The sequence below is a fragment of the Roseobacter sp. N2S genome (genome assembly GCF_031454055.1).
Lineage (GTDB): Bacteria > Pseudomonadota > Alphaproteobacteria > Rhodobacterales > Rhodobacteraceae > Amylibacter.
Window position 1 is genome coordinate 1 of record NZ_JAVDQB010000003.1, and the last position, 20534, is coordinate 20534.

General features: G+C 51.6%; 21 protein-coding genes, 3 tRNA genes and 1 pseudogene. 14 read left to right on the top strand and 11 right to left on the bottom strand.

The window, feature by feature from the left end; translation table 11 throughout:
• The 3 genes and pseudogenes from GGE09_RS09105 to hemC all read right to left on the bottom strand — a co-directional run.
• Positions 1-444 (bottom strand): annotated as a pseudogene (locus GGE09_RS09105) (transposase); the annotation flags it as partial.
• Between the two features lie 235 nt (positions 445-679).
• Positions 680-765, bottom strand: a tRNA-Leu gene (locus GGE09_RS09110).
• A gap of 68 nt (positions 766-833) precedes the next feature.
• Complete coding sequence (gene hemC / locus GGE09_RS09115; protein WP_309745807.1) at positions 834-1760, bottom strand: hydroxymethylbilane synthase; 927 nt, start codon at positions 1758-1760, stop codon at positions 834-836.
• Positions 1761-1875: 115 nt separating this feature from the next.
• Here hemC and hemE point away from each other — a divergent pair, with 115 nt between their 5' ends.
• Positions 1876-2916 carry a uroporphyrinogen decarboxylase gene (hemE, locus tag GGE09_RS09120; RefSeq protein WP_309745808.1) on the top strand — a complete coding sequence of 347 codons (1041 nt, stop codon included), beginning with the start codon at positions 1876-1878 and terminating at the stop codon, positions 2914-2916.
• A 72-nt stretch (positions 2917-2988) separates the two neighbouring features.
• Here the strand turns inward: hemE and GGE09_RS09125 are convergent.
• Positions 2989-3061: transfer RNA gene (locus GGE09_RS09125), tRNA-Tyr, on the bottom strand.
• A 78-nt stretch (positions 3062-3139) separates the two neighbouring features.
• On the opposite strand from GGE09_RS09125, the gene GGE09_RS09130 reads away from it, so the two are divergent.
• From GGE09_RS09130 to GGE09_RS09165, 8 genes are all read left to right on the top strand, one after another.
• Entirely contained in the window at positions 3140-4165 is a 1026-nt protein-coding gene (locus tag GGE09_RS09130) for a helix-turn-helix domain-containing protein (RefSeq protein WP_309745809.1), read from the top strand.
• Positions 4063-4491, top strand: coding sequence for a plasmid mobilization protein (locus tag GGE09_RS09135; RefSeq protein ID WP_405048541.1), 429 nt, complete (start codon positions 4063-4065; stop codon positions 4489-4491). The genes GGE09_RS09130 and GGE09_RS09135 overlap by 103 nt, the downstream gene beginning before the upstream one ends.
• Positions 4485-6008: a relaxase/mobilization nuclease domain-containing protein gene (locus tag GGE09_RS09140; RefSeq protein ID WP_309745811.1), complete on the top strand. Its 1524-nt coding sequence runs from the start codon at positions 4485-4487 to the stop codon at positions 6006-6008. Before GGE09_RS09135 ends, GGE09_RS09140 begins: the two co-directional genes overlap by 7 nt.
• Positions 6009-6269: 261 nt before the next feature.
• Positions 6270-6695, top strand: a complete 426-nt coding sequence (locus GGE09_RS09145; protein ID WP_309745812.1) for a hypothetical protein — start codon at positions 6270-6272, stop codon at positions 6693-6695.
• Positions 6683-7882 carry a hypothetical protein gene (locus tag GGE09_RS09150; RefSeq protein ID WP_309745813.1) on the top strand — a complete coding sequence of 400 codons (1200 nt, stop codon included), beginning with the start codon at positions 6683-6685 and terminating at the stop codon, positions 7880-7882. The genes GGE09_RS09145 and GGE09_RS09150 overlap by 13 nt, the downstream gene beginning before the upstream one ends.
• Positions 7883-8280: 398 nt before the next feature.
• Entirely contained in the window at positions 8281-8610 is a 330-nt protein-coding gene (locus GGE09_RS09155) for a type II toxin-antitoxin system RelE/ParE family toxin (RefSeq protein WP_187431748.1), read from the top strand.
• Position 8611: 1 nt separating this feature from the next.
• Entirely contained in the window at positions 8612-8941 is a 330-nt protein-coding gene (locus GGE09_RS09160) for a transcriptional regulator (protein ID WP_309745814.1), read from the top strand.
• Between the two features lie 182 nt (positions 8942-9123).
• The gene (locus GGE09_RS09165; protein ID WP_309745815.1) at positions 9124-11514 is read left to right on the top strand and encodes a hypothetical protein; all 2391 of its coding nucleotides are present in this window, start codon (positions 9124-9126) and stop codon (positions 11512-11514) included.
• A 72-nt stretch (positions 11515-11586) separates the two neighbouring features.
• On the opposite strand, the gene GGE09_RS09170 is transcribed toward GGE09_RS09165, so the two are convergent.
• The gene (locus GGE09_RS09170) at positions 11587-11874 is read right to left on the bottom strand and encodes a hypothetical protein (protein ID WP_309745816.1); all 288 of its coding nucleotides are present in this window, start codon (positions 11872-11874) and stop codon (positions 11587-11589) included.
• Between the two features lie 13 nt (positions 11875-11887).
• Positions 11888-12292 (bottom strand): helix-turn-helix transcriptional regulator, encoded by a 405-nt coding sequence (locus tag GGE09_RS09175; RefSeq protein WP_309745817.1) that lies wholly within the window; start codon positions 12290-12292, stop codon positions 11888-11890.
• A 110-nt stretch (positions 12293-12402) separates the two neighbouring features.
• Between GGE09_RS09175 and GGE09_RS09180 the strand changes: the two genes are divergently transcribed.
• From GGE09_RS09180 to GGE09_RS09190, 3 genes are read left to right on the top strand one after another with little or no spacing between them, the layout of a single operon-like run.
• A complete protein-coding gene (locus GGE09_RS09180) occupies positions 12403-12636 on the top strand; it encodes a hypothetical protein (RefSeq protein ID WP_215959607.1) in 234 nt (77 codons plus the stop codon).
• Complete coding sequence (locus GGE09_RS09185) at positions 12633-12842, top strand: hypothetical protein (RefSeq protein ID WP_085632936.1); 210 nt, start codon at positions 12633-12635, stop codon at positions 12840-12842. Before GGE09_RS09180 ends, GGE09_RS09185 begins: the two co-directional genes overlap by 4 nt.
• A gap of 47 nt (positions 12843-12889) precedes the next feature.
• Positions 12890-13855, top strand: coding sequence for a tyrosine-type recombinase/integrase (locus GGE09_RS09190; protein ID WP_309745818.1), 966 nt, complete (start codon positions 12890-12892; stop codon positions 13853-13855).
• A 332-nt stretch (positions 13856-14187) separates the two neighbouring features.
• On the opposite strand, the gene GGE09_RS09195 is transcribed toward GGE09_RS09190, so the two are convergent.
• Positions 14188-15993 carry an ATP-binding protein gene (locus tag GGE09_RS09195; RefSeq protein WP_309745819.1) on the bottom strand — a complete coding sequence of 602 codons (1806 nt, stop codon included), beginning with the start codon at positions 15991-15993 and terminating at the stop codon, positions 14188-14190.
• A gap of 2 nt (positions 15994-15995) precedes the next feature.
• Positions 15996-17114: an SIR2 family protein gene (locus GGE09_RS09200; protein WP_309745820.1), complete on the bottom strand. Its 1119-nt coding sequence runs from the start codon at positions 17112-17114 to the stop codon at positions 15996-15998.
• 823 nt (positions 17115-17937) lie between these two features.
• Here GGE09_RS09200 and GGE09_RS09205 point away from each other — a divergent pair.
• The gene (locus tag GGE09_RS09205) at positions 17938-18123 is read left to right on the top strand and encodes a hypothetical protein (RefSeq protein WP_309745821.1); all 186 of its coding nucleotides are present in this window, start codon (positions 17938-17940) and stop codon (positions 18121-18123) included.
• The gene (locus tag GGE09_RS09210) at positions 18110-19120 is read left to right on the top strand and encodes a site-specific integrase (protein ID WP_309745822.1); all 1011 of its coding nucleotides are present in this window, start codon (positions 18110-18112) and stop codon (positions 19118-19120) included. Before GGE09_RS09205 ends, GGE09_RS09210 begins: the two co-directional genes overlap by 14 nt.
• A 61-nt stretch (positions 19121-19181) precedes the next feature.
• On the opposite strand, the gene GGE09_RS09215 is transcribed toward GGE09_RS09210, so the two are convergent.
• The 3 genes from GGE09_RS09215 to GGE09_RS09225 form a co-directional block, all read right to left on the bottom strand.
• Positions 19182-19255: transfer RNA gene (locus GGE09_RS09215), tRNA-Cys, on the bottom strand.
• 50 nt (positions 19256-19305) lie between these two features.
• Positions 19306-20325 (bottom strand): tyrosine-type recombinase/integrase, encoded by a 1020-nt coding sequence (locus GGE09_RS09220; protein WP_309745823.1) that lies wholly within the window; start codon positions 20323-20325, stop codon positions 19306-19308.
• Positions 20322-20498 carry a hypothetical protein gene (locus GGE09_RS09225; RefSeq protein WP_309745824.1) on the bottom strand — a complete coding sequence of 59 codons (177 nt, stop codon included), beginning with the start codon at positions 20496-20498 and terminating at the stop codon, positions 20322-20324. The genes GGE09_RS09220 and GGE09_RS09225 overlap by 4 nt, the downstream gene beginning before the upstream one ends.
• Between the last annotated feature and the right edge of the window lie 36 nt (positions 20499-20534).

Sequence of the window (20534 nt, forward strand, 5' to 3'; positions counted from 1 at the left end):
TTCGCTTATTCTCGGTCAACCGTTCCAGCCAATCGGCGATCTCCTCGTTCTCGTCGCTCAGGATTGGGCTGTACCGGTAGCACGTCTCGCTGATCTCAAACGCACGGCAAGCCAACGCAATGCTGACCCCGTTCTGCGCGACCGCATTCATGGCCATCTCCCGCCTTCGAGATGGCTTCAGCGCTTTTTTCCAAGGGCTTCCTTCAGCAAGTCATTCTGCATGCTCATCTCGGCATACATCTTCTTCAACCGACGGTTCTGTTCAGCCATGTCCTTCATCTCAGCGATCAAAGACGCATCCATCCCACCAAACTTGGCCCGCCATTTGTAAAAGCTGGCGCTGCTCATACCATGCTCGCGGCAAAGCTCGGAGACGGGTGTACCGCCTTCAGCCTGCTTCAACACCGCCATGATCTGTGCGAAGCTAAATCGTCCGTTCTTCATCGTAAATCTCCTCAGATACCTTGCCGAGAAAATTCTACTTTTGAACACCACTAATTTTAGGGGGGATTACCAGAGCAGAATATGGATTTACGAATTTGATACAAACAGAATTTAAATTCTACATTTGAAGACTCGCGCGAGAATAAACACTCCAAAATTCACGCGACTTTGGACACTCACCGCAGATGCATCCCTAGCCTAACATATTTTCGCTATTTCAAGTGGTTGATATCAGTGGTGCGGGCGGGGGGACTCGAACCCCCACGGCACAAAGGCCCACAGATTTTAAGTCTGTTATGTCTACCATTCCATCACGCCCGCAACTGCTTGATTGGTGGCGCACAATTGCGGTTTGGAGCGGGATTGTAAAGCGCCCGCGGCCTCTGTTTTCAGAAAAAATCGCGGCCCATGCGCGGGCGCAGGCGTGTGGCCATTTCTGCGCCGATGGCGGCGGCATCAGAACGAGGGCCTGTTAACTGATCTGTAAGGCTTTCGCTGCCATCAGGGCGCAGAACTTCACCTAGCAGAGTGATCTGGTCACCGTGCAATGTGGCAAGCCCCGCAATTGGCGTTTGGCACGATCCGTCCAACCCGCGCAACAAAGCGCGTTCTGCGAACAGGCGGATTTGCGTGTCGCTGTGGTTGATCAGGGCCAGTGCCTGTGCGGCGGCTTCGTCCTCTGCTCGCCGTTCAATGCCGATGGCCCCTTGAGCGATGGCAGGCAGCATGTCGTCGGTTGAAATTGGCGTGGCGGTGTCGGCTGGCATATTCAGCCGTTTCAGGCCAGCCATGGCCAGAAACGTGGCCTGTGCAACGCCCTCAGACAGTTTACGTAAGCGGGTTTGCACATTGCCGCGAAATTCAACCACTTTCAGGTCAGGGCGGCGGTGCTGCAACTGGGCGCGGCGGCGCAGGGATGACGATCCGACAATGGCGCCGTGGGGCAGGTCGGCGATTCCCGTCACGCTGGGGGATAAGAACCCGTCGCGCACGTCCTCGCGTTCAAGGATGCAGTCGATGATCAGGCCATCGGGCAGATCGACGGGCATGTCCTTCATGGAATGCACTGCGATGTCGATGGTGCCGTCTAACATGGCCTCTTCGATTTCTTTGGTGAACAGGCCCTTGCCGCCGATTTCAGACAGGGCGCGGTCTTGGACGCGGTCGCCTGTGGTTTTGATCGCATGGATTTTGAACGCCGCCTCGGGCAGATCAAGCACCGCCATCAGCCGGTTGCGGGTTTCATAGGCCTGAGCCAGCGCCAGCGGGGAACCGCGGGTGCCAATGTTCATCGGGGTGTCAGCAGAATAGGTCATAGGTTGCGGTGTAAGGCCGCGATCCGCCTTGGGCAATCGGGAAAATGTCGCGGATGGCTTCCCCTAAAGGGTGTCGCGGGATATAGCGGGCCAAGTTTGCACGAAAGGCCTCGCGATGAAAACCGAAGAGAAATTGCTGCTGCGTGCGCTGCGCGGGGAAACCCTGCCAGTGCCACCGATCTGGATGATGCGGCAAGCGGGGCGCTATCTGCCCGAATATAAGGCGACGCGGGCCGAGGCAGGGGATTTCCTGTCGCTGTGCTACAACCCTGATCTTGCAACAGAAGTCACGCTGCAACCGATCCGCCGCTACGGGTTTGACGCCGCGATCCTGTTTGCCGATATTCTGCTGGTCCCCCAAGCGCTGGGCGCGGATCTGTGGTTTGTCACGGGCGAGGGGCCTCGGCTGTCCACCATCCAAACCGCCAAGGATTTTGGCAAGCTAGGCCCTGCCGAAGATATTCACGAAACCCTGTCTCCGATTTATCAAACGGTGAAAAACCTGCGCGAATCCCTACCGCCCGAGGTGCCACTAATCGGCTTTGCAGGCGCGCCCTGGACGGTGGCCACCTATATGATTGCCGGTCGCGGCACGCCGGATCAGGGGCCTGCGCTGGCCTTAATGGCGGAAAATCCTGCCCTGTTTGAAAAGCTGATGGATCGGATCACCGAAGCCACGATCCACTATCTGTCCCGTCAAGTCGAAGCAGGGGCTGAGGTGGTGAAACTGTTCGACAGTTGGGCCGGATCGCTGGAAGGACTGGCCTATGCGAAATACTGTACCCGCCCGACCGCCAAGATCGTATCCCGCCTGCGCGAACGCTGGCCCGACCTGCCGATTATCGGCTTCCCCCGTGGCGCAACCCCAGACGGCTATGCGGCCTACGCCAAACACACAGGCGTGGACGGCTTGGCAATCGGCGGGGAAATGGACACGGATTGGGCAGTCAAAAACCTGCAACCCGAGGTCTGCATCCAAGGCAATCTGGATCAGGCGCTGCTGGTTGAAGGCGGCCCAAAACTGATCTCTGAAACCAAACGCATCGTCAGCGCCTTTTCCGGCGGCCCGCATATCTTTAACCTTGGCCACGGCATCACACCGGACGCTGATCCTAACAACGTACAGCGCATGATTGATGCTGTGCGTGAGGGATAACAGCTGACGTATCACGGTATCCGAATAGGAGTGCTGTTCGCGCCGGAAGTCGGATCTCGTGATGTCGAAGTGTGGAGGCGAGTACCGGAATCGAACCGGTGTACACGGATTTACAATCCAGTGTATTTCGCCCCGAAAACACACCCTTAGAGCCAAGAAAGTATCAGGACATTTGTCGAACAAGTTGTGAACCTGATACCCGTGTTTCGGCAGGCTCAAAGCCATGAGCGGCATGGCATTGATCTGGGCCGCGAACGTCAAAGGGTTGAAGCCCGCTGCCAAGATTGTGCTGATCCAACTGGCGGATTTTCACAACAAAGAAACGGACCAATGCAACCCAAGCGCCCAGCGGTTAGCGGACGAATGCGAGATGGGACGCGCAACGCTGTTTCGGCACATGACGACGTTGGAGGAATGCGGCCTTGTCACTCGCCATGCCCGTGGTGACGGTGATGGCGGGCGCGGTTCTAATCAATATGAATTGCACCTTGATATCACCCTTGGCCCCAGCTCGCGTCCAAAGATTGGGGACAGCGGCCCCAGTGGGGTTTCGTCTCAAAATGAGACGGGGGGAAACGTCTCAAAAACGCGGGGGAAAAGTCTCAAGGGTGAGACGGGGGTAGTCTCAAATCGGGACACGAACCTCACCATTGAACCTAAGAAAGAACCACCTACGCGCAAGCGCGAGGCGGCGGTGGATGAAGAAGCTGAGAAGATTTTAGCGGCCTATCCGCTCGACCGGCTACGTGGCAAAGCGGCCTGCATTGCCCAGATCGAAGAGGCCAAAAAGGAAGGGATCAGGCCGGAGGACTTGCTCCAAGCTGTCCAAGCCTACGCCAACGACAGCGCAGGATTCACCCGCTCCAAAGTTTGCTTTTCCGACAATTGGTTTCAGTCTCGGCGCTGGCAGGCCTATGTTGAGAAGCAGGCGGAAGACCGGGAAAAGGTGGCAACGCTGAAGGCCGATCACCATGCGCGACTGGCCTGCTGGATCAGTGATCGCAGCCCGATGTGCAAACACATCACGACCCCGCAAGTGACGGCATTGCTGGCGTCGAAGCTGGTGACGCAGGCCCAAATCCAAGCCGCAGGCCTTAGATCAAGACCGCTACCGATCCCACCGAAGAGCAAACAGCAAGGCGACCCATGTCATACGCTGGCGCTGCTGACACGGGACCTTGCGAGGGGCGGCAAGCCTCCCCTTCGAACCCCACCGGCGCGGGAAAAGCCCGCACCAAAGAGCCGCTGACCGAGACGTTCGTCTTCCGTTGTACCGCCGCAGAGAAAGCCCAGTTGCGCGCCAAAGCCGAGGCCGCTGGCTTGCCCGCTGCGACCTTGCTGCGCGAGGCGCTTGGCCTGACCGAGGCCCGCCGCCGCAAGCCCATCCCCCGCGTTGATCCGGCGCTTGTGCTGGCCGTCGGCCGCATTGGCGGTAACCTCAACCAGATCGCCCGCTGGCTGAACCGCGCGATGCTGACAGGCCGTGCCGACCTCGACGCGCTCACCGTTGCCCGCCGCCTGCTGACCATCGAACGCCAGCTTGCCCAGATCGTCGAGGCCGCCCGCCGATGCTGATCAAGTTCTTCCGCAACGGCAAAAGCGCGGGTGCGGGTCCGATCGGCTACCTCGTCGCGGACAAGGTGCTCGCCTACGACGACAACCGCGACCTGATCCGCGATGCTGACGGCCAGCCGATCACTGTGACCCGCGAACCTTTGCCCGAGGTCATGCGCGGCAATCCCGACCGCACTGAAGCCCTGATCGACGCCAGCCGCCACCAATGGACCTACCGCGCGGGCGTGATCAGCTTTGCCGACACCGACGCTCCGACCGAGGAACAGCAAGTGGAGGTCATGGACGGGTTCGAGCGTCTGGCCTTCGCGGGGCTGGACCCGACGCTATATGAGGTGCTCTGGGTCCGACATACCCACGAAGACCGCGTCGAGCTTCATTTCTGCACGCCGCGCTTGGAGCTGACCTCGGGCCGCAGCCTGAACATCGCGCCGCCCGGCTATGAGAAGGCCTTCGACAGCCTGCGCGACGTGATGAACCAGCGCCACGGCTGGGCCGATCCGATGGAGTTGGAGCGCACCCAAGAGGTCCGCGACACCATCGAGACCCCAACCCGCGCCCAAGGCCGTGACGAGCTGCATGCGTGGATTTTGGATCAGGTTAGCGTCGGTCTGATCACTGACCGCGCCAGCATGCTCGACGGCCTGACCAATGCTGGCTTTGACATCCCGCGTGCGGGCAAAGCCTACCTAACCGCCCAAGACCCCGACACCGGCGAGCGCTGGCGTTTGAAAGGAGAGATATTCCATGAAAACTGGCAAACCGACCCGGCTGAGCGAGAAGCTGAACGCGGAACTGGACACGATCCGGCAGGATTACGCCGCCTCGATGGCATCCCAGCTCGAGAACTTCAGGACCGATTTGAGCAAAATTGCGACCATCGCGCATCGTACAATCGAGAGCGATACCCGCACCTTTCTGCGACAGAACAAGAGCTGGCTGACGATCTCGCCCTGGCTGATCACGGGGACACTCTTGGTGGGGATCGTCTCGATGATGGGCGCGAGCTTGCTCTGGACGCTGATGCTGGAGAGCTCAGAGATGAAGGACTTGGGCCTGACGCGGATCGACAGGGAGGACGCGACATGGCTGGTGTTGGACCCGACGAAAACGCGCTTCAGGACCTGCACGCTGGGCGGCAGATCAGTGACCTGCATCAAGATCGAGGAGAACTAGATGACGACACCCCTGACAGCCTTGGAACGCGACTTGCTCGCCTGCGTCGAGCGGTTGGTAACGGCCTGCGAGGTCTCAGCAAAGGAATTGAGCGGGTTAGAGGCACGCTCGACGAGCAGGATGCAGAACCAGTTGGATGGTATAGCGCAATGCGTGACGCTGCTGGTGCGTTCGCAAGCCGTGTCACTGAAAGCATTGCGTGGATTGTTGAACGAGGAAGCGAGTTACAGGATGCTCGACGAACAACTGAGCACGAGCTTGAGCTTAGCGAAGGACGCCGAAGAGAGGCTGAGACAGAGCTAAAAGCGCGCGAGGTCGATATGGACCAGGGGATGACGCATTGAAGGACTGGCAAGTACCGCAATTGAAATTCTGATGTATGCAATTTTATCTTATTTTGCCCGTTGGTTACGCGCGTTTATCAACTTGGCTTGCACCGGTTGCTTACCGTGGTGGATGTTGCCTTGAACCTTGGCGCAACCAATGGTTTACAGAGGACAAGGTTAGCCCGATTTCGACGTTGATTAAGTTTTCTGAATGAATCCGTGAATTGAGTTCGGTATTGACCGACGTCATCGAGGCCATCTAAGATCAGGGGTTCGAAATTGTTTGAGACAGTAGTGACCTTCCAATGCCCCGTATCTGGCGGCGAGAAGCAAGTCCTTTACCAGCATTCTGAAAAACACCGCGACGGAAATCTTGGTAAGTCCCAGTGGACTATTTCAAAGACAGACGAGGCTTTGTCCTTCGAGAATTCTTGTGCAGCGAATTGGACAAATGGAAAGTGCGCTTGGGGTATACACCTTGTAGCGGAAGAAATTGCCTACCTTGGGCGTGATCGGGATGCAGGTGATGTCTTCTTGGCCAAATTTGACAACCACGCCATGGAACAGTGGCATGGATATCCATGTGACTACAGGATCGACAATCAAAGACCTACTGGAGATATTTTGCAGTCTTGGGTGAAAGAGGGCTTCCTGAAACTGGCCAAGATGAGAAAGATAACCAAGGGGCAAAGATGCGCGATCTAAACATCTCCTTGGAGGGGTCCTGGTGGGACACCCTTCTGTACAAGGGTAAGCTCCACGCCCTAACTCCAGAGGGCGATTGGGCCGTGTATGACTGGGATGCCCTTATATCCGATTTAGAAACAGCAGTCGAAGAAGCAGCACGACCCTCGCTGCGATTTTCTTTTCGAGCAAGTAACGCAATCAAGAACGGAGCTTTGTCCCGGCAAGTTGTCACCAAAAGCTTCGAAGACATAGCCACTCTGGATTTCGTTGTTTCTCCTAAGCAGTTGGCGAAGTATTTGCTTGTGGAGTCTGATATTTCAGATGCGTTTCCAAGCACATCAATGAATATGCACTATGATAGAATGATAATGTCATCTCAGAATGGCGTTCACGTTGAGTATGTGAACTCCGAACAACCTGGCGAACACTCATTGAAGAGAATTTCTTCGATTGCGACACGACAAATTGCAGCTGCGTATGGCAAAATAGCATGCGCAGCTGGTGACGCCGGCCTGCGCCAGTTAGATCTTCATCTCGAGCAAGGTTTTAAGCCTGCTGAAAGTGAAGGTTACGAGCTTAGCGGTGCGAGTTGTGACGCATGTGACTGGATGTATCAAAATATCTCGGCCACCTCCTACCGAGGGGGGAGTTATTTAGCGAATTTCAAACGAACTGGTGAAACGTTTGAACTAGAAAAGGCGGAAAACGCGTTCAATGACGTAGAGGGCGCTGAAATCGAGAAGATTGAGTTTTCTGGCAGTACAGTTCTGACCGATGGGATCGAAGATGATAGCTCTGAATCGGTTCAGACGCTTTCTTGGGGCTCGCACGATAAAATATATAAGGTGTCTGGGAACACACTAAGTGCATTTCGTTTTCTAAATTCGGGGAAAAGACCCCTACTAGGAGACATCGAGCTGCCAGGCTGCACGAGTGAAATTGTATCTGTCAGATCGGCACTGTTTGGGGTCATTATCGAGTTTGACGAAGCTGTGGTAGTAGTAAAAGGCGACGGCTCCCTGGTCCAATTCGATGGGGAGCCAGTAAACATTGCAACTTTTTCGAGGTCACGAAGTTATGAAAACCAGCTTCATTTGATAATGGACGATAGAGTTCAGGTGAAGTCCCTCAACCTAGCCTTCGAAGCTGAGGGTTTTTACAAGAAGCAATTTGGGTCGAAAGCTCCCGTTGATTGGTTTGGGTGAAGCAAATGTCGAATGAAATTGCCTGTTGCGTGCCACTAGTTTCCACAAGTTCCAATCGCTAAGGAACATCGATTAGACTTGGCTCAAAGGGCCGCATCGGCGTGCGAGAAGTTTTGGCTAGTTTACCCCTTTCTAGACAGCTGACATTAGTTGCGGGGCAGGAAACTGATAATGTGCGCTCTGGCATTTTTCCGCACTACGGAAACCCCAAAGCATCAGCCCAGGACTTCTCCCCTACAGGCGGCGGTGTATACTAAGTGGCATTGAATGCCTCAATTTAGCCCGGTTAGTTCCCAGGACCGTCAGAGCCATACAGTGCGCGTGAGAACGACACTTAGCAGAGCTGAAGAAAGGAATTCGATTGACATTTGGTAACATATGCGTCACCAACCATTACGATGAATAAGCTCGTTGTTTATGTCACCGAGGCGGGTAAAACGCCGTTTGAAGATTGGTTCAATGGTCTGGATACGGCGGCGGCATTGAAGGTGCGCACGGCGCTAGCGCGGATCGAGACGGGCAATCTGGGCGATGTAAAACCAGTTGGCCAAGGCGTGTCAGAGCGGCGCATCACTTTCGGCCCTGGTTATCGCGTCTATTTTGGCAAAGATGGCGACACACTTGTGATCTTGCTCTGCGGTGGCACGAAGAAACGCCAGTCGAAAGACATCGAGCAGGCCAAAGCATATTGGGACGACTACAAGGCCCGCAAAGAGAAAGGCGACTGACATGCCACTGACGAAAGACTTCAAAGAAACGATCAAAGCGCGCGCCGAGTGCGACCCTGAGTTTCGTGCGGGCTTGTTCCGCGAAGCAATCGAAGCGATGCTCAGCGATGATCTGGACACCGGCAAGGTGCTGCTGCGCGACTACGTGAACGCCACGGTGGGGTTCGAGGCCTTGGCGCAAGACATGGATAAAGACCCCAAGAGCCTGATGCGGATGCTCAGCGCTAAGGGAAACCCGCGCGCAGATAATCTGCTGGCGATGGTGTCACGGTTGAAACAGCGCGAGGGGATGGCGCTTTCAATGGTCCCAGACACAGAATTTCGGGCGTAGAATCCCGCTCAACCAGAATTTTTCTGGCCAAGCCCATTTGCGGACCTTGGTTTTTACTATGCAACCACCCCACAAAAATGAATAAGGTCATGGAGGCCAGCCATTGGGACTTACAGCTAGCCTGATAGCTTTAAGCGCATTAAAAACTTTGAAGAAACAGCCCGTTAAGTGGAACTAATTATATGAGCCTGCACACAGCCCTTACCCGCGCAAAAACCGAGGAAGACGTCAAGGACGCCTACATCGCAGCGCTTGGCCTTAAAGGGGTGAACAAGGGCCTTGTCGATATCCAGACCCTAGAAATCTGGTTTGAGGCCAAAGAGGCCCCAACCCCACCCCTGCTGATGTTCGCACAATTGCTCGTCTACGTTCGCGCCGCACGAAAACGGGGCGAACCCATCCCCGGCTTTCTGTGCGTGATGGACCGCGAAAAGGCGGCATTGATGGCAACCGAGCATGCGCTGCCGCTGCTGGCCGACAAGACAATCGTCTGGCCTAAATCCGGTTCTGCGGCAGACAAAGTGTTAGCAGCCAAAATTGCGCCCACGATTGAAACCCACTTCGTTCTCTACGAAATCAAGGATTACGAGGCTGAGTTCATTAAAGCGACGAAGGACGCGGTCAGCGAGGGCCGGATCATCCGCACACCGATCACGCCTGACAACCTGCGGCAGGTGTTCGACAAATGGGTCGCGATGGTTGGCGTTGAGCTTGGTGTAGAGAACGAGGCGGATTATGCAGTCTTGTTCTTTGCTGACATCATGCATGACGGGCGCGATGAAGCGATGCGCAACCTACCCGCCCGCCTTTTGTTTAGCGGCAATAAGCCTGTGTTCATCATTGGGGCCGAGCAATACGAACTTGCCAGCGAACGCGGCTATCGCAACTTCTGGAACATCTACCACCGCCCGCCTGAAAAGGAATATCGGAACTATCTGCTGGCGCGGCGCGAGAGCCTGCTGCCGATGGACGAACAGAAGTTCAAGGGCGCGTTCTACACCCCGCTGCACATCGTCGACAAAGCCTATGATCAATTGAAAGCCACGCTAGGCGCGAACTGGCAGAAAAAATATATCGTCTGGGATATGTGCGCGGGTGTTGGCAATCTTGAGGCCAAGCACTCCAACCTGCGCAATGTCTACATGTCCACGCTGGACACCGAGGACGTGACGATCATGCGCAGCAACCCCGCCTTCGCAGGGGCAGAGATTTTCCAGTATGATTATTTGAATGACGACGTAGATGATTTTGGGCAGATTGATTACGACCTGTCCGGCAAGCTACCGCAGGGGCTAAGACAGGCGATTGCCGATGCGCGTGAGCGCAAGAAGGGCGCCAAGCCGATCTTGGTGCTGATCAATCCGCCTTATGGGGAAAGCGGATCAGGGATCACCAAAGGCGACGAAAACAAGATCGGTATCGAAAAAACGCGCATTAACGGATGGATGCGCGAGATGAACCTTGGTTATGCCAGCAAGGAATTGTTCGTGCAATTCCTAGTCCGCATTCGAAATGAATTGCCACATTCGACTTTGGCGATGTTCAGCACCCTAAAGTATGTAAACGCGCCAAACTTCGAAGCATTCCGGAAGATTTGGCAGCCGAAGTATCTCGATGGCTTTGTGGTTCATAGTCGGGCGTTTGACAGCCTAGAAGGCAATTTCCCTATCGGATTTTTGATTTGGGATCATAGCTCCAAAGCGCCCGTGAGCGAAATCACAGTGAACGCGCTTGATCGTCACGGTGCCTTGATCAGCGAAAAAACCTACTCAGTTCGTCCTAAGTCGACGTTACTGAACGCATGGATAGTTGCGCCTCCTGCTAAAGGCGAGGTCACTATACCGCTGTCCAATGCTCTGACGCCATCTCGCAATCCGCGTGTCAAGCGGACATCTAATGGCGCGATTGGTCACTTGTTCGCCAGCAACAATGACATGCAGAACGCGGGTCAGGGAACGTTGATAACCTCATCAATTTTCACTGGGAGGAATGGAGGCGGTCTGTTTCTCTTGCCCGAGAATATAGCCGATGCTGCGGTCGTCTTTTCCGTCCGACTTCTCGTTCGCCACACTTGGCAAAACCACAGTGACCAGTTCCTGCAACCCTTGCAGCCACTTTCCGACATTTTCAAATCAGACTGCTTAATTTGGATGCTGTTCGCCGGAAAGAACCTTACCGCCGGGGCCGACGGGCTGCGTTGGGATGATCGGGACTGGTCGCTCACTAATCACTTTATCCCGTTTACCGAAGGTGAACTGGGGGTAAGGGCGCGGTTTGAAAGCGATTTCATGGTGCGCTACATGGCCGGCATGACCTTCTCGCCCGAAGCGCAGGCCGTCCTCGATGAAGGCCGCAAGCTGTTCCAGCGCTTCCACGCCATCAGCTTCCCCAAAAAAATCAGACTGGAATTCAAACTGGGCCGCCCGGATGCGGGCTGGTATCAGGTCCGCCGCGCGCTTGAAGCCTATAGCGATACCGAATTGACCGACTTCGATCCATTCAAGGCAGCCTACGCGGATTTAACCACAAAGCTGCGTCCAAGGGTGTTCGAGCTTGGATTTTTGCCGAGTTAGACTTGGGCGAGTGTCAGTCGGTCCGGTTGTGCTTGAGGTCTACGGCAAAGGTCCGCGATCCGCCATTGTGCCTTAATGACTATCAAAAATGGAAAGCTCTTTGCGCCGATGCTTCATCAATATGCGCAGGAGTCTTTGCGCTACGACAATGCCGATAGGGCCAAGAACAACCATGACAACGTAAAGGGAGCGTGCGATGTCCCAAGTTGTTTGGCCTGATGTTGCGATCAGAGCTATCAAACCGCCAAAAAACAAGAATGCGCCTGATATGCCGACTTGCCGCGCAAAGGTGAGTATTTCTTGGTCGCAGGGGTCCAAGTCTGACTTTGAGGATTCCAGCGGCTGATATGTGTCGGTCATGTTCGTCTCCTGATTAAAGGGTTTCGAAGTAGTGGCTGGCGACCTGCGCGGGGCTTTCGCCTGTCTGTGCGGCCTGCGCGGCGACAAACCCGATGATTTTGCCGAGCTTGGCGGTAGGCAGGTCTGTTCCGCGCCTGTCAGCCTCGGACAAGACAGCGATCGCACTTGCCTCAGCCAGCTCGGGGTCGTCACTTTTGTGGATCTTGCCGCGCCCCGCCAACAGCCAGTCAAGATTCACTCTGAATGCCTCGCTGATGTTCAGAGCTGTAAGAGCGGGCAGATCCCGTTTTTCCTGTTCATAGTTCTTATACGCGCGGTCAGACACATCGATGGCCGCAGCCATAACGGGCTGAGTAATATCGTTTATTTTGCGAATTTCTCGCAAACGAAGGCCAATGCCGCTCAAGTCTGTTGACACGATGCACCTATGAGTTAATTATTCACCCATATGTGCACTTTTGGAGTGGTTTGGGCGATCCTGTTCACTCTTGCAGTGTTTTTAACTGAAATCCAATGGAAAGGTGAGCCGTGACCAAACCTCTCGAAACACCAAAGGAACTGGCTGAGCGCGTAGGTCTGCCCGTGACCAACATCCGATATCTGATCCGCGAAGACATGCTGGACCATATCTTCACCGCGCCGGGGCAACGGAACCCAAAGATTCCGAGCGGTGCTTGGGAGAAGTATGTCTCTCAATTCACGGTCAAAGCGCAAAAGCCAGCGCGATGCAGAGCAGGCCAAGAAATGGGGGCTGACAAATGACGCGGCACACACCCATCATGGCCAGCGAGACAACAGCCGCGCGATTGCTCGATTTGCGCACGAACGAGTTTAAGGCTTTGGTTGATGAAGGTCACCTACCGCCGGGGCATGAAATTGCGCCTGGCGTAGTTCGTTGGGATACTGAGGTCCTCAAACGAATTTCAGCGGGGGATGTGACAGAGCTATGGGATCAAATTCAGTGGTAGGTCGACGCAAGAAATACCTTTGGCGGCATCCGTCTGGCCGTTGCTATGTGCGCAAGATCGTCAATGGCAAGATGATTTATCTGGGACGTATTACTGCCGAAGAGGGTACGGCTGAATTTGACCGCCAATACTGGGAAATTTTGAGTGGCAAAAAAGCGAACGTGAAGACGTCGTGGGCTGCGCTTATCGACGCAATGCAAGAAACAGACAAGTGGGCCGGGTTTTCCCCGCGCTACCGAGGTGACCTTGAAAATGCCTTCGAATATCTGACTGAAAAAATCGGTCACATGGATGTGTCGCGGCTAACCCAAGCCGATATTTACGAGGCGATGGACCAAAATCGCCATCGGGTCAGGTTTGCCATTTACCTTCCCACAGCGATCAGCATGTTGTGCAAGTTGGCGATCCGAAAGCGTTGGCGTGATGACAATCCCGCAACCGAAATAGAACAGCTCAAAGTTCCAGAAAGTCGTAAGAAGCCACACTTGCCGTGGACCGATTGGGCAGTTGAAAAGATGCGGGAAGAGGGTGAGCCATTGCCCCGCCTGATTTTTGAGATTGGTGTTGGGAGTGTACAACGCCCCGGCGACTGGGTTGATTTTCAATGGGGCGACTATGACGGCGATACTCTTAAACTGCGCCAGAATAAGACAGATACGGTCCTGTCACTGCCATGCACGATTGCACTCAAGGCGGCACTGGACGGCGCGAAAGATGATCTAGGCGTAGCGCCCCACCCATCGCGCCACATCCTGACGCGCGCTAACGGTTCCAAAATGGACTATCACGCGATGGCGCGTGTGATGGTGCGCGAGCGTAAGCGGTTGGGCCTGATGGCCCATGACCAACACGCCTTGCGGTATCGCGGCGTCATGGAATTGGCGTGGGCGAGCTGCACGGACGATGAAATCGCCAGCTACAGCGGCCACACATCTAAAGAGATGATCATCAAATATGCCGGGGAGGCGCGGCAAATCATGCGGGCGCGGCAGGCGGTAGCAAAGCGCAAATGACCCCGAACAGAACAGGCACAGAACGTGAAACTGATACTAGAGGTGATACCCAATGAGCAGAGAAATGCGTAACCCATTGATTATATTGGAGGCGAGTACCGGAATCGAACCGGTGTACACGGATTTGCAAGACTAGGTATGTAGCTGATTTGGTGAGTTTAATTGTTTAGATTCAAGTCGAAATATGTCGGAACAATTCGAGAATGTTTAGATGTTTGTAACTAAGCACAATTTGCCAGAGCTACTCTGTTTCGCAAGAGATGAGTTCCTTAATGTCTAGCTCAATGTAACGTTTCAATCGTTTGCGAGGCAAGGTGGCAAGCCCGATTACCCTATGCTAAAATGTCTCCATCGTCCCAAAGCTTGTTCAAATCAACGTCTTTACTGTCAGGCTCTCTTTCTAGATCAAGTCTATCGATCTGTAGCAGCATGGGGATGTCAAACGTAGTTCCCGTGACCACACATGCACCTTTGGGTAAGGAAGGAATTTGAGATTTCGAGACGGAATCAAGCGTTGATATGGAGTTGTCCAATAGCGCTAGATCACGATCATTAACGAGTCTATGAATGAAATAATTGTGTATCTGAGAAACGATCGTTGAGGATATGTCAGATGGTCTTTGACTCGCAAGTGTAAGAAAAACACCAAATTTTCTACCTTCTTTGATGATCTCCTCGAATAGTTCCAACCGATAGTCTTTCCAACTCTCCGCTTCTCTTGATGACTGAGTGGAAAGAATATTGTGCGCTTCATCAATTACTAAGTGAACGGTTGAAGATGGAGGCGAGGTGCTTGTTTCTTTATGGTGCTCGAAATATCGTTTCGCGACTAATATAGGGATTATTTTTTTCACCTCCTGCTTCACTTCTCTAAGAGAGATTACTTTCAGAGGTTTGGTGGTTTCTTCATGCGCGTCGTCTACTAAGATCACTTTTTTTAAGTCTTCTTTTACTGCTTCCAGCCTGCGAAGAAGAGGTTGAATGTGATCATATTGCGCCGATCCACTGAGAACATCGCGAATAAGTTGTAGATTTGACCGAACTTGAAGTTCATCGAACCCTTGGAGAACGCTGACGTCCAGAGCATCCACTTCTGTCAGGAAAGTGTCCTCACAAAAATCCGCAAAGGTATCTTGGCTAAGGTACTTCCAACTCCCATTTTCTATGACATGGAAACTATCAACATCAACTCCCCGTCTGAGGCCAACTCCATCAAGAGCATCTATCAATCCACCATCATTATCTAGAAGCCTAGCCAAGTGTTTAAGCTGCTCTAACGCTTCGAGGCTTGGAGATTTGGATTTTAGAACAAGTTCGAAGGTTGTCCTTAGGTAACGACCAAGAGAATCTTGGATTTCAAGAAACTTGTTACGACCAGATACTACTCTTCTAAGAAAAGGTTTTTGTGTATTGGCGGTCGCTTGGAATAAAATACCGAGCGTCTCAGCTTCCCAAAATTCTTGATCTCGTATTGTGAAATGATCAGCTTCGGAATGCCGTGTGCTTAATTTTGTGACTTCTTTAAACCTTTCTGGAGCGAGTTGTGCTCCAGTATATTCGCCGTTAAAATCCAGAAAAACGAATTTACTTTTACCGGCAATCTCCTCAATTTTTGTGTCAAATAGTGTTGTAAAAAGTTTAGCTAAAGTATTGGATTTCCCACTACCAGTGTTCCCAAATATTCCAATATGAGTGTTGAAAATATTCATCCATGGTAGTGAAATGGGTAAGTCTTCTTTTAAGAGGCTCCCAATAACAAAGTTTTCTGATGATTTGCTTTCGAACATCTTCTCGACTTGCTGCTCAGGCAACAGTTTGGCCGGTTCGCCAATTTTGGGAAGAAATTTTATGCCATCATGGAACACTCCGTCTTCAAAGTATCCAAAAGGTCGTGCTTTGAGTTTTCGAACATACCGTACGTTGGGGCCATCCCCTTCTTTTAGCCTTTCGTCCAAAAACTCCCCTTCAACAACGCAAATCACTTCTCGAAATCCGTGATCAATTGCGATAAACTCACGAATTGAAACGCCTTTGAAAGATTGGCCGTGATAGAAATGAGTTTCCAAATTTGAATTTTCGTTGGTCTTGATCGTTATTTCAACACCTAGTACAGCGATTACTTGCCCTATTTCGATCATCTCTATTCCCCAGAGACTAGGGGCGGAGCGGTAGAGAATACTTCCTTATTAAAGGTTTTAAAGTCTAATTTTCCATCTGTTCGAATGAGTTCCACATTGTCAAAGACACCAAACTTTATCTCCAATTCGGACTTTATTTGTTCTGAGTAGCAACAGATAAAAACTTTTAAAGTGGGGTTTGATAGCGACCGCTTGACCAAACTCAAAATGTGCTCGTCAGCAAAGGAAAATCCGAAAACTATGAATACAGAATTGGGTTTTTCAAGTTCGTAGCTTAAAGTCCGAAGTGATTGATAGTAGTGCTCTTCGAATACAGTTTCGTGAAACTTCCATTTGGTGGGATTTACTATCGGTAATTTTCGGTAATGTTCCCAAAATTCCTCTATAACTTCTGCGTTCTCGTGGATGTCATCAGGGATAATATCGTTGTCGTCTTTTGTTTCATCAAGCAATAAGTCTTCGAAATCTGAGTTCGAAAATTCTGGCACAGTATCTGCTCTATTTGACGATCTTTGTAGGTCGTAAGAAACTTCAATGTTTTCCCCGTCTTTGTACCAATAAATTGAACCATGAGGTTGTATTAGATTTATTTGAGGGATACTGATTTCGTGCTGGTCAAAGGTTCCTTGGTCTTTAACTGACCTATTGAAGGTTCTCGTTTGGAGGGTCTTTTTTTTAAATCCAATACTTCCATCGTTTAGAATAAAGTCGAACTGACCTTGCTGAACCATTTGTTCGGCGCAATGAGCAATTAGACCATCATAATTTGTCGTGAAAATGTTGGCCCGTCGAACTTGCCCCTTCTTGTTGAGCAAAGTTAATATAGATGTCAAAAAATGCGTGTAGCTTCTTAGAACAGCTTTCTGCGAAATATTTGTTTCAGAATAATCAAATTTGGCGGCAGGAGCTATGACATTTTTGACATAGTATGAAAAGAGAAGGGGCATTATATCTTCGTCATCTTCAAACATTGTCGCGAGCGTCTCAAGCGTGTGGGAGCGCTGGCTTCCAGCTTGCTTAATTTTTAATTCAAGCGTTGGGAGCAGCCCCACCGACGCTCCGGATCCTATGAGGAAATTTAAGTTTTTATCGTAAATATCACTTCTATTAATAGCCGTCAAAACAACACCTTAGATTTTATTGAATAATACCGCGTGCTTAATCAGCAGAAAGGCACTGTAAGTATAAGATAACGATAGAATATCTTGAAGTATAGTAGCTATCGACGGCTATTAAAAGCCTAGTATTTTGTTAGAGGTGATTTGGATAAATCTCGACTAAAATCAATTTCAAGACAGGCTCAAAAAAGCTAAAAATTGATTGTATATCTAGCTTGCTGAATAAGAAATATTGGCAAAGCAATTTGCTACTTAACCACTTACACGCTAGAAACGCTTATCTGAACCACAAGCCTCCTACCCCCGTAGACGTCAGGATCGGAGGGGGCAGGAGGCGACCTCACCACACACACTACTCCTTGTCAGTATATGCATTTAGTGACACCGACCTCCGGTTAGTCAGACAACAGAGCACCAAACGGAGAAAATAGTAACGAATTATTTCATTTGTTACAGTTCTGCATATGCATTAGTGACACCTCCTGTGATCCGCGGATTTGCAACCAAAGCTCCTCCTGTCCTAACTTCGCCCCTAGAACTGTTTGCATGGGTTTTCCCATTCGTCTCACTGGACGCGCGAACTTAAGTTAAAAGGGGCTTGTTATGGTATTGGACAGATTAAACGCTTTGCTAGAGCAAGCCGCTAAAATCACGCGGTTTCTTTCAGAACAATTAAATGGTTTCATTCCGGTAAAAGCTTACCGGTTTATCATGAAGCCAGACCTCAAGGTGATTAGCAACGCTATGCCTCCTTTGCGGCGCATCGCCTCCTCCTTTCCGGTCTGTGAATGTCTTATTCATTGGAATTTACAGTCGCGGAAAATGTTTGGGTGCTGAAATGTCAGTTTCAAATATCGAACAACGTGCGCTAAGCTTGCTTAACATATTTGAGAAAGCTGGAAAAACGGTCAGTCGTGTCACTATAGAAGGCAGAAAGATTGAGCTCGTCCTTTCCAAAGAGCAAGAATTTGACGAGTTCGAGGGGATTGATATGCGCCATGGCAAAACGTGAACTTCCGAAACACATTTATAGACAGAAAAACGGCCTTTACTTCCAAAGACGTGGCTGGCCGTCTCTGAAGCTTGCGAATGAGTTTGGTACGCCGGAATTCTGGATGGAATATGCCGACATTCTTGCAGGCAAGGAAATGCCGAAACGGGTGACGTCTCGCAACTTTGCAGCACTGGTTGCTGATTATCGAAAGTCGCCCCGTTACCGAAGGCTTAAGCCTCGTACAGCGCTTGACTATGACAAGTACCTCGAATTCTTCCTTTCGATCATGAGTGACGCAAATCCGGCCAATATGAAGCGTAAGGATGTTATCCGTTTACGGGATACTAACGCAGAAAAGATATACTTTGCTAATTACTCTTTGCGTGTCCTGCGCGTTCTTATGGAACACTGCGTCGACCTTGGTTGGCGTGAGACAAATCCAGCAAAGGGCGTTCAGGAATTTAAGACTGAGAAAGCAGAGCGTGAACCTTGGCCCTATGAGCTTCTTGAGGTCTATCGGTCTACCTGCGCCCTAGGGACTAGAGAACGCCTCGTGATGGAGCTTTGCGTGGGCACTGGCCAAAGGATCGGTGACGTTTTGGAAATGCGCTGGTCTGATATTCAGGAAGGCGGCTTTGTCGTAAAACAAAATAAAACGAGCAAGGAACTTTGGGTTCCTATCCTTCCAGAGCTTCAGGCGGCACTCAACGCGGCTAGCCGTCATTCTGTCTTTATCCTGACCAACGAACGTGGAACGAACCGTTGGTCTTATCGTGGGGCTTCTCAGGCCGTCAGAAAGGTCAGAGAGGCTATTGGTGCCCTTAAGTATGATATTCATAGTTGGCGCTATAACGCGGCTTGTGAGCTTGTCGAAGCAGGCTGCGGCGACGACTTGGTTGCGTCTGTTACGGGCCAAAGTCCGGCCATGGTGCAACACTATACAAAGAAGGTTCGCCAAAAGATCAGAGCGATTCAAGCACAGCAAAAACGAACAGAACAAAAACGGAATGTTTAGACATTTGTTTAGATTTTCAAATGCGCGTCTGCGGGGCGTCCGCTAAGCCATTGAAATTAAATGGAGGCGAGTACCGGAATCGAACCGGTGTACACGGATTTGCAATCCGCTGCGTCACCACTCCGCCAACTCGCCTTTTCAAGGACTTAGCGGGTAGGTGGTGTTTTTTCTACCCGCTTGTCTACTCATTCACGGTCCGTTTTTGTTCTGTTCCGTGCTGATTGGGCTGTCTTAGCGCGGGTTTTTTGCCTTGTCGAGGCCGAATAATGGGCTGCCATCTTTTTTGTTGTATGGCCAGTCACGGATTGGATATGTTCGTCATCTAACCCCGCGCTGGCAATTTCGGAGGCAACAGTGTGGCGTATGTCGTGGATGTTGTGTTCCACTGCGCCGACCTGTTTTCGAAGCTTCATCATTGCATCCGCAGCGCCCCGGTAAGACCAAGGGCCGTTTCCGCGATGATTTGCTAGGATAGTTTCAACCGAATGATGTCGTTGTGCGCGGCGCAAGCATTCGGCCAAATCCTCGGTTATTATCAGCTCAAGATCAGCGCCGCTCTTGTTCTGATTGACGGAGATAGCGGGCCCGTGGATGTCTATCCATTTGGCGGAAAGAACATCACCAATTCGTTGCCCAGTGCAGTACAACAGTTCAAATAATAGCCGTGTCCGATGGTCATAGGGCAGTGTTTCTCGCACGGATTTGATGGCTTCTTGCGGCCAAGGTTGTGGTTTTCTGGTCTTATATTTTATGGATTTAACCCCTTTTGCGGGGTTGCTAGCTATTTGACCACGATCGATGGCGTATTCAAAAGAGACACGTATCACTCTAACAAAGTAGTTTGCGTAATGTGCGCCGTCAGATTGCGAAAGCTGATCCTGCCAGGCAAGCACGTGTTTGCGCTCAATATCTTCAACCAACAAATTGCCAGCATTGCGTTCAAACCGGCTTAGAAATTTAAGATAGTCTGCTCGCGTACGTGGTTTTAGGTCGGTGAATCGTTTTGAACGCGTGTATTCTGAAATCAGGTTCTTTACCGAAAACAACTTGCTCTTAGGGGCTGTGCCGTTGGTTATTCGGGCGTACTCCGCGTAAAAGGCTGGCCCTACTTCTTGCGACACGAACCTGAGTGTCGGCCATCTGCGGCGCTTGAAATACAAAACGCCTTTCAATCGAACGACATATGCAGGCAGGTCTTTTTTCATTGATCCATTCTCACCAGATCCGCAGGGGATAAGTCTTTTTCGTTGGGCGCGGCAAAATCAAGATGTATCTTAGCACCCGCGAAGGACACTCCGGTAACTACACGGCCTCGGTTTTCATAGTATTGGATCAGGTCTTCCGCGTCCTTCGCGCGTTTTTCTAGTACCTTTGTCATTGTTCTTCCTTCGGGTATCTGTCGCTGCCCCCTGAT

Bases quoted from the DNA above. Each gene is read 5' to 3' on its own strand.
- GGE09_RS09170 (WP_309745816.1), bottom strand. From the start codon at position 11,874: ATGACCGACACATATCAGCCGCTGGAATCCTCAAAGTCAGACTTGGAC.
- GGE09_RS09135 (WP_405048541.1), top strand. From the start codon at position 4,063: ATGTCATACGCTGGCGCTGCTGACACGGGACCTTGCGAGGGGCGGCAA.
- GGE09_RS09210 (WP_309745822.1), top strand. From the start codon at position 18,110: ATGGCAAAACGTGAACTTCCGAAACACATTTATAGACAGAAAAACGGC.
- GGE09_RS09225 (WP_309745824.1), bottom strand. From the start codon at position 20,498: ATGACAAAGGTACTAGAAAAACGCGCGAAGGACGCGGAAGACCTGATC.
- GGE09_RS09185 (WP_085632936.1), top strand. From the start codon at position 12,633: ATGACGCGGCACACACCCATCATGGCCAGCGAGACAACAGCCGCGCGA.
- GGE09_RS09160 (WP_309745814.1), top strand. From the start codon at position 8,612: ATGCCACTGACGAAAGACTTCAAAGAAACGATCAAAGCGCGCGCCGAG.
- GGE09_RS09220 (WP_309745823.1), bottom strand. From the start codon at position 20,325: ATGAAAAAAGACCTGCCTGCATATGTCGTTCGATTGAAAGGCGTTTTG.
- GGE09_RS09150 (WP_309745813.1), top strand. From the start codon at position 6,683: ATGCGCGATCTAAACATCTCCTTGGAGGGGTCCTGGTGGGACACCCTT.
- GGE09_RS09195 (WP_309745819.1), bottom strand. From the start codon at position 15,993: ATGATCGAAATAGGGCAAGTAATCGCTGTACTAGGTGTTGAAATAACG.
- hemE (WP_309745808.1), top strand. From the start codon at position 1,876: ATGAAAACCGAAGAGAAATTGCTGCTGCGTGCGCTGCGCGGGGAAACC.
- GGE09_RS09165 (WP_309745815.1), top strand. From the start codon at position 9,124: ATGAGCCTGCACACAGCCCTTACCCGCGCAAAAACCGAGGAAGACGTC.
- GGE09_RS09130 (WP_309745809.1), top strand. From the start codon at position 3,140: ATGAGCGGCATGGCATTGATCTGGGCCGCGAACGTCAAAGGGTTGAAG.
- GGE09_RS09140 (WP_309745811.1), top strand. From the start codon at position 4,485: ATGCTGATCAAGTTCTTCCGCAACGGCAAAAGCGCGGGTGCGGGTCCG.
- GGE09_RS09155 (WP_187431748.1), top strand. From the start codon at position 8,281: ATGAATAAGCTCGTTGTTTATGTCACCGAGGCGGGTAAAACGCCGTTT.
- hemC (WP_309745807.1), bottom strand. From the start codon at position 1,760: ATGACCTATTCTGCTGACACCCCGATGAACATTGGCACCCGCGGTTCC.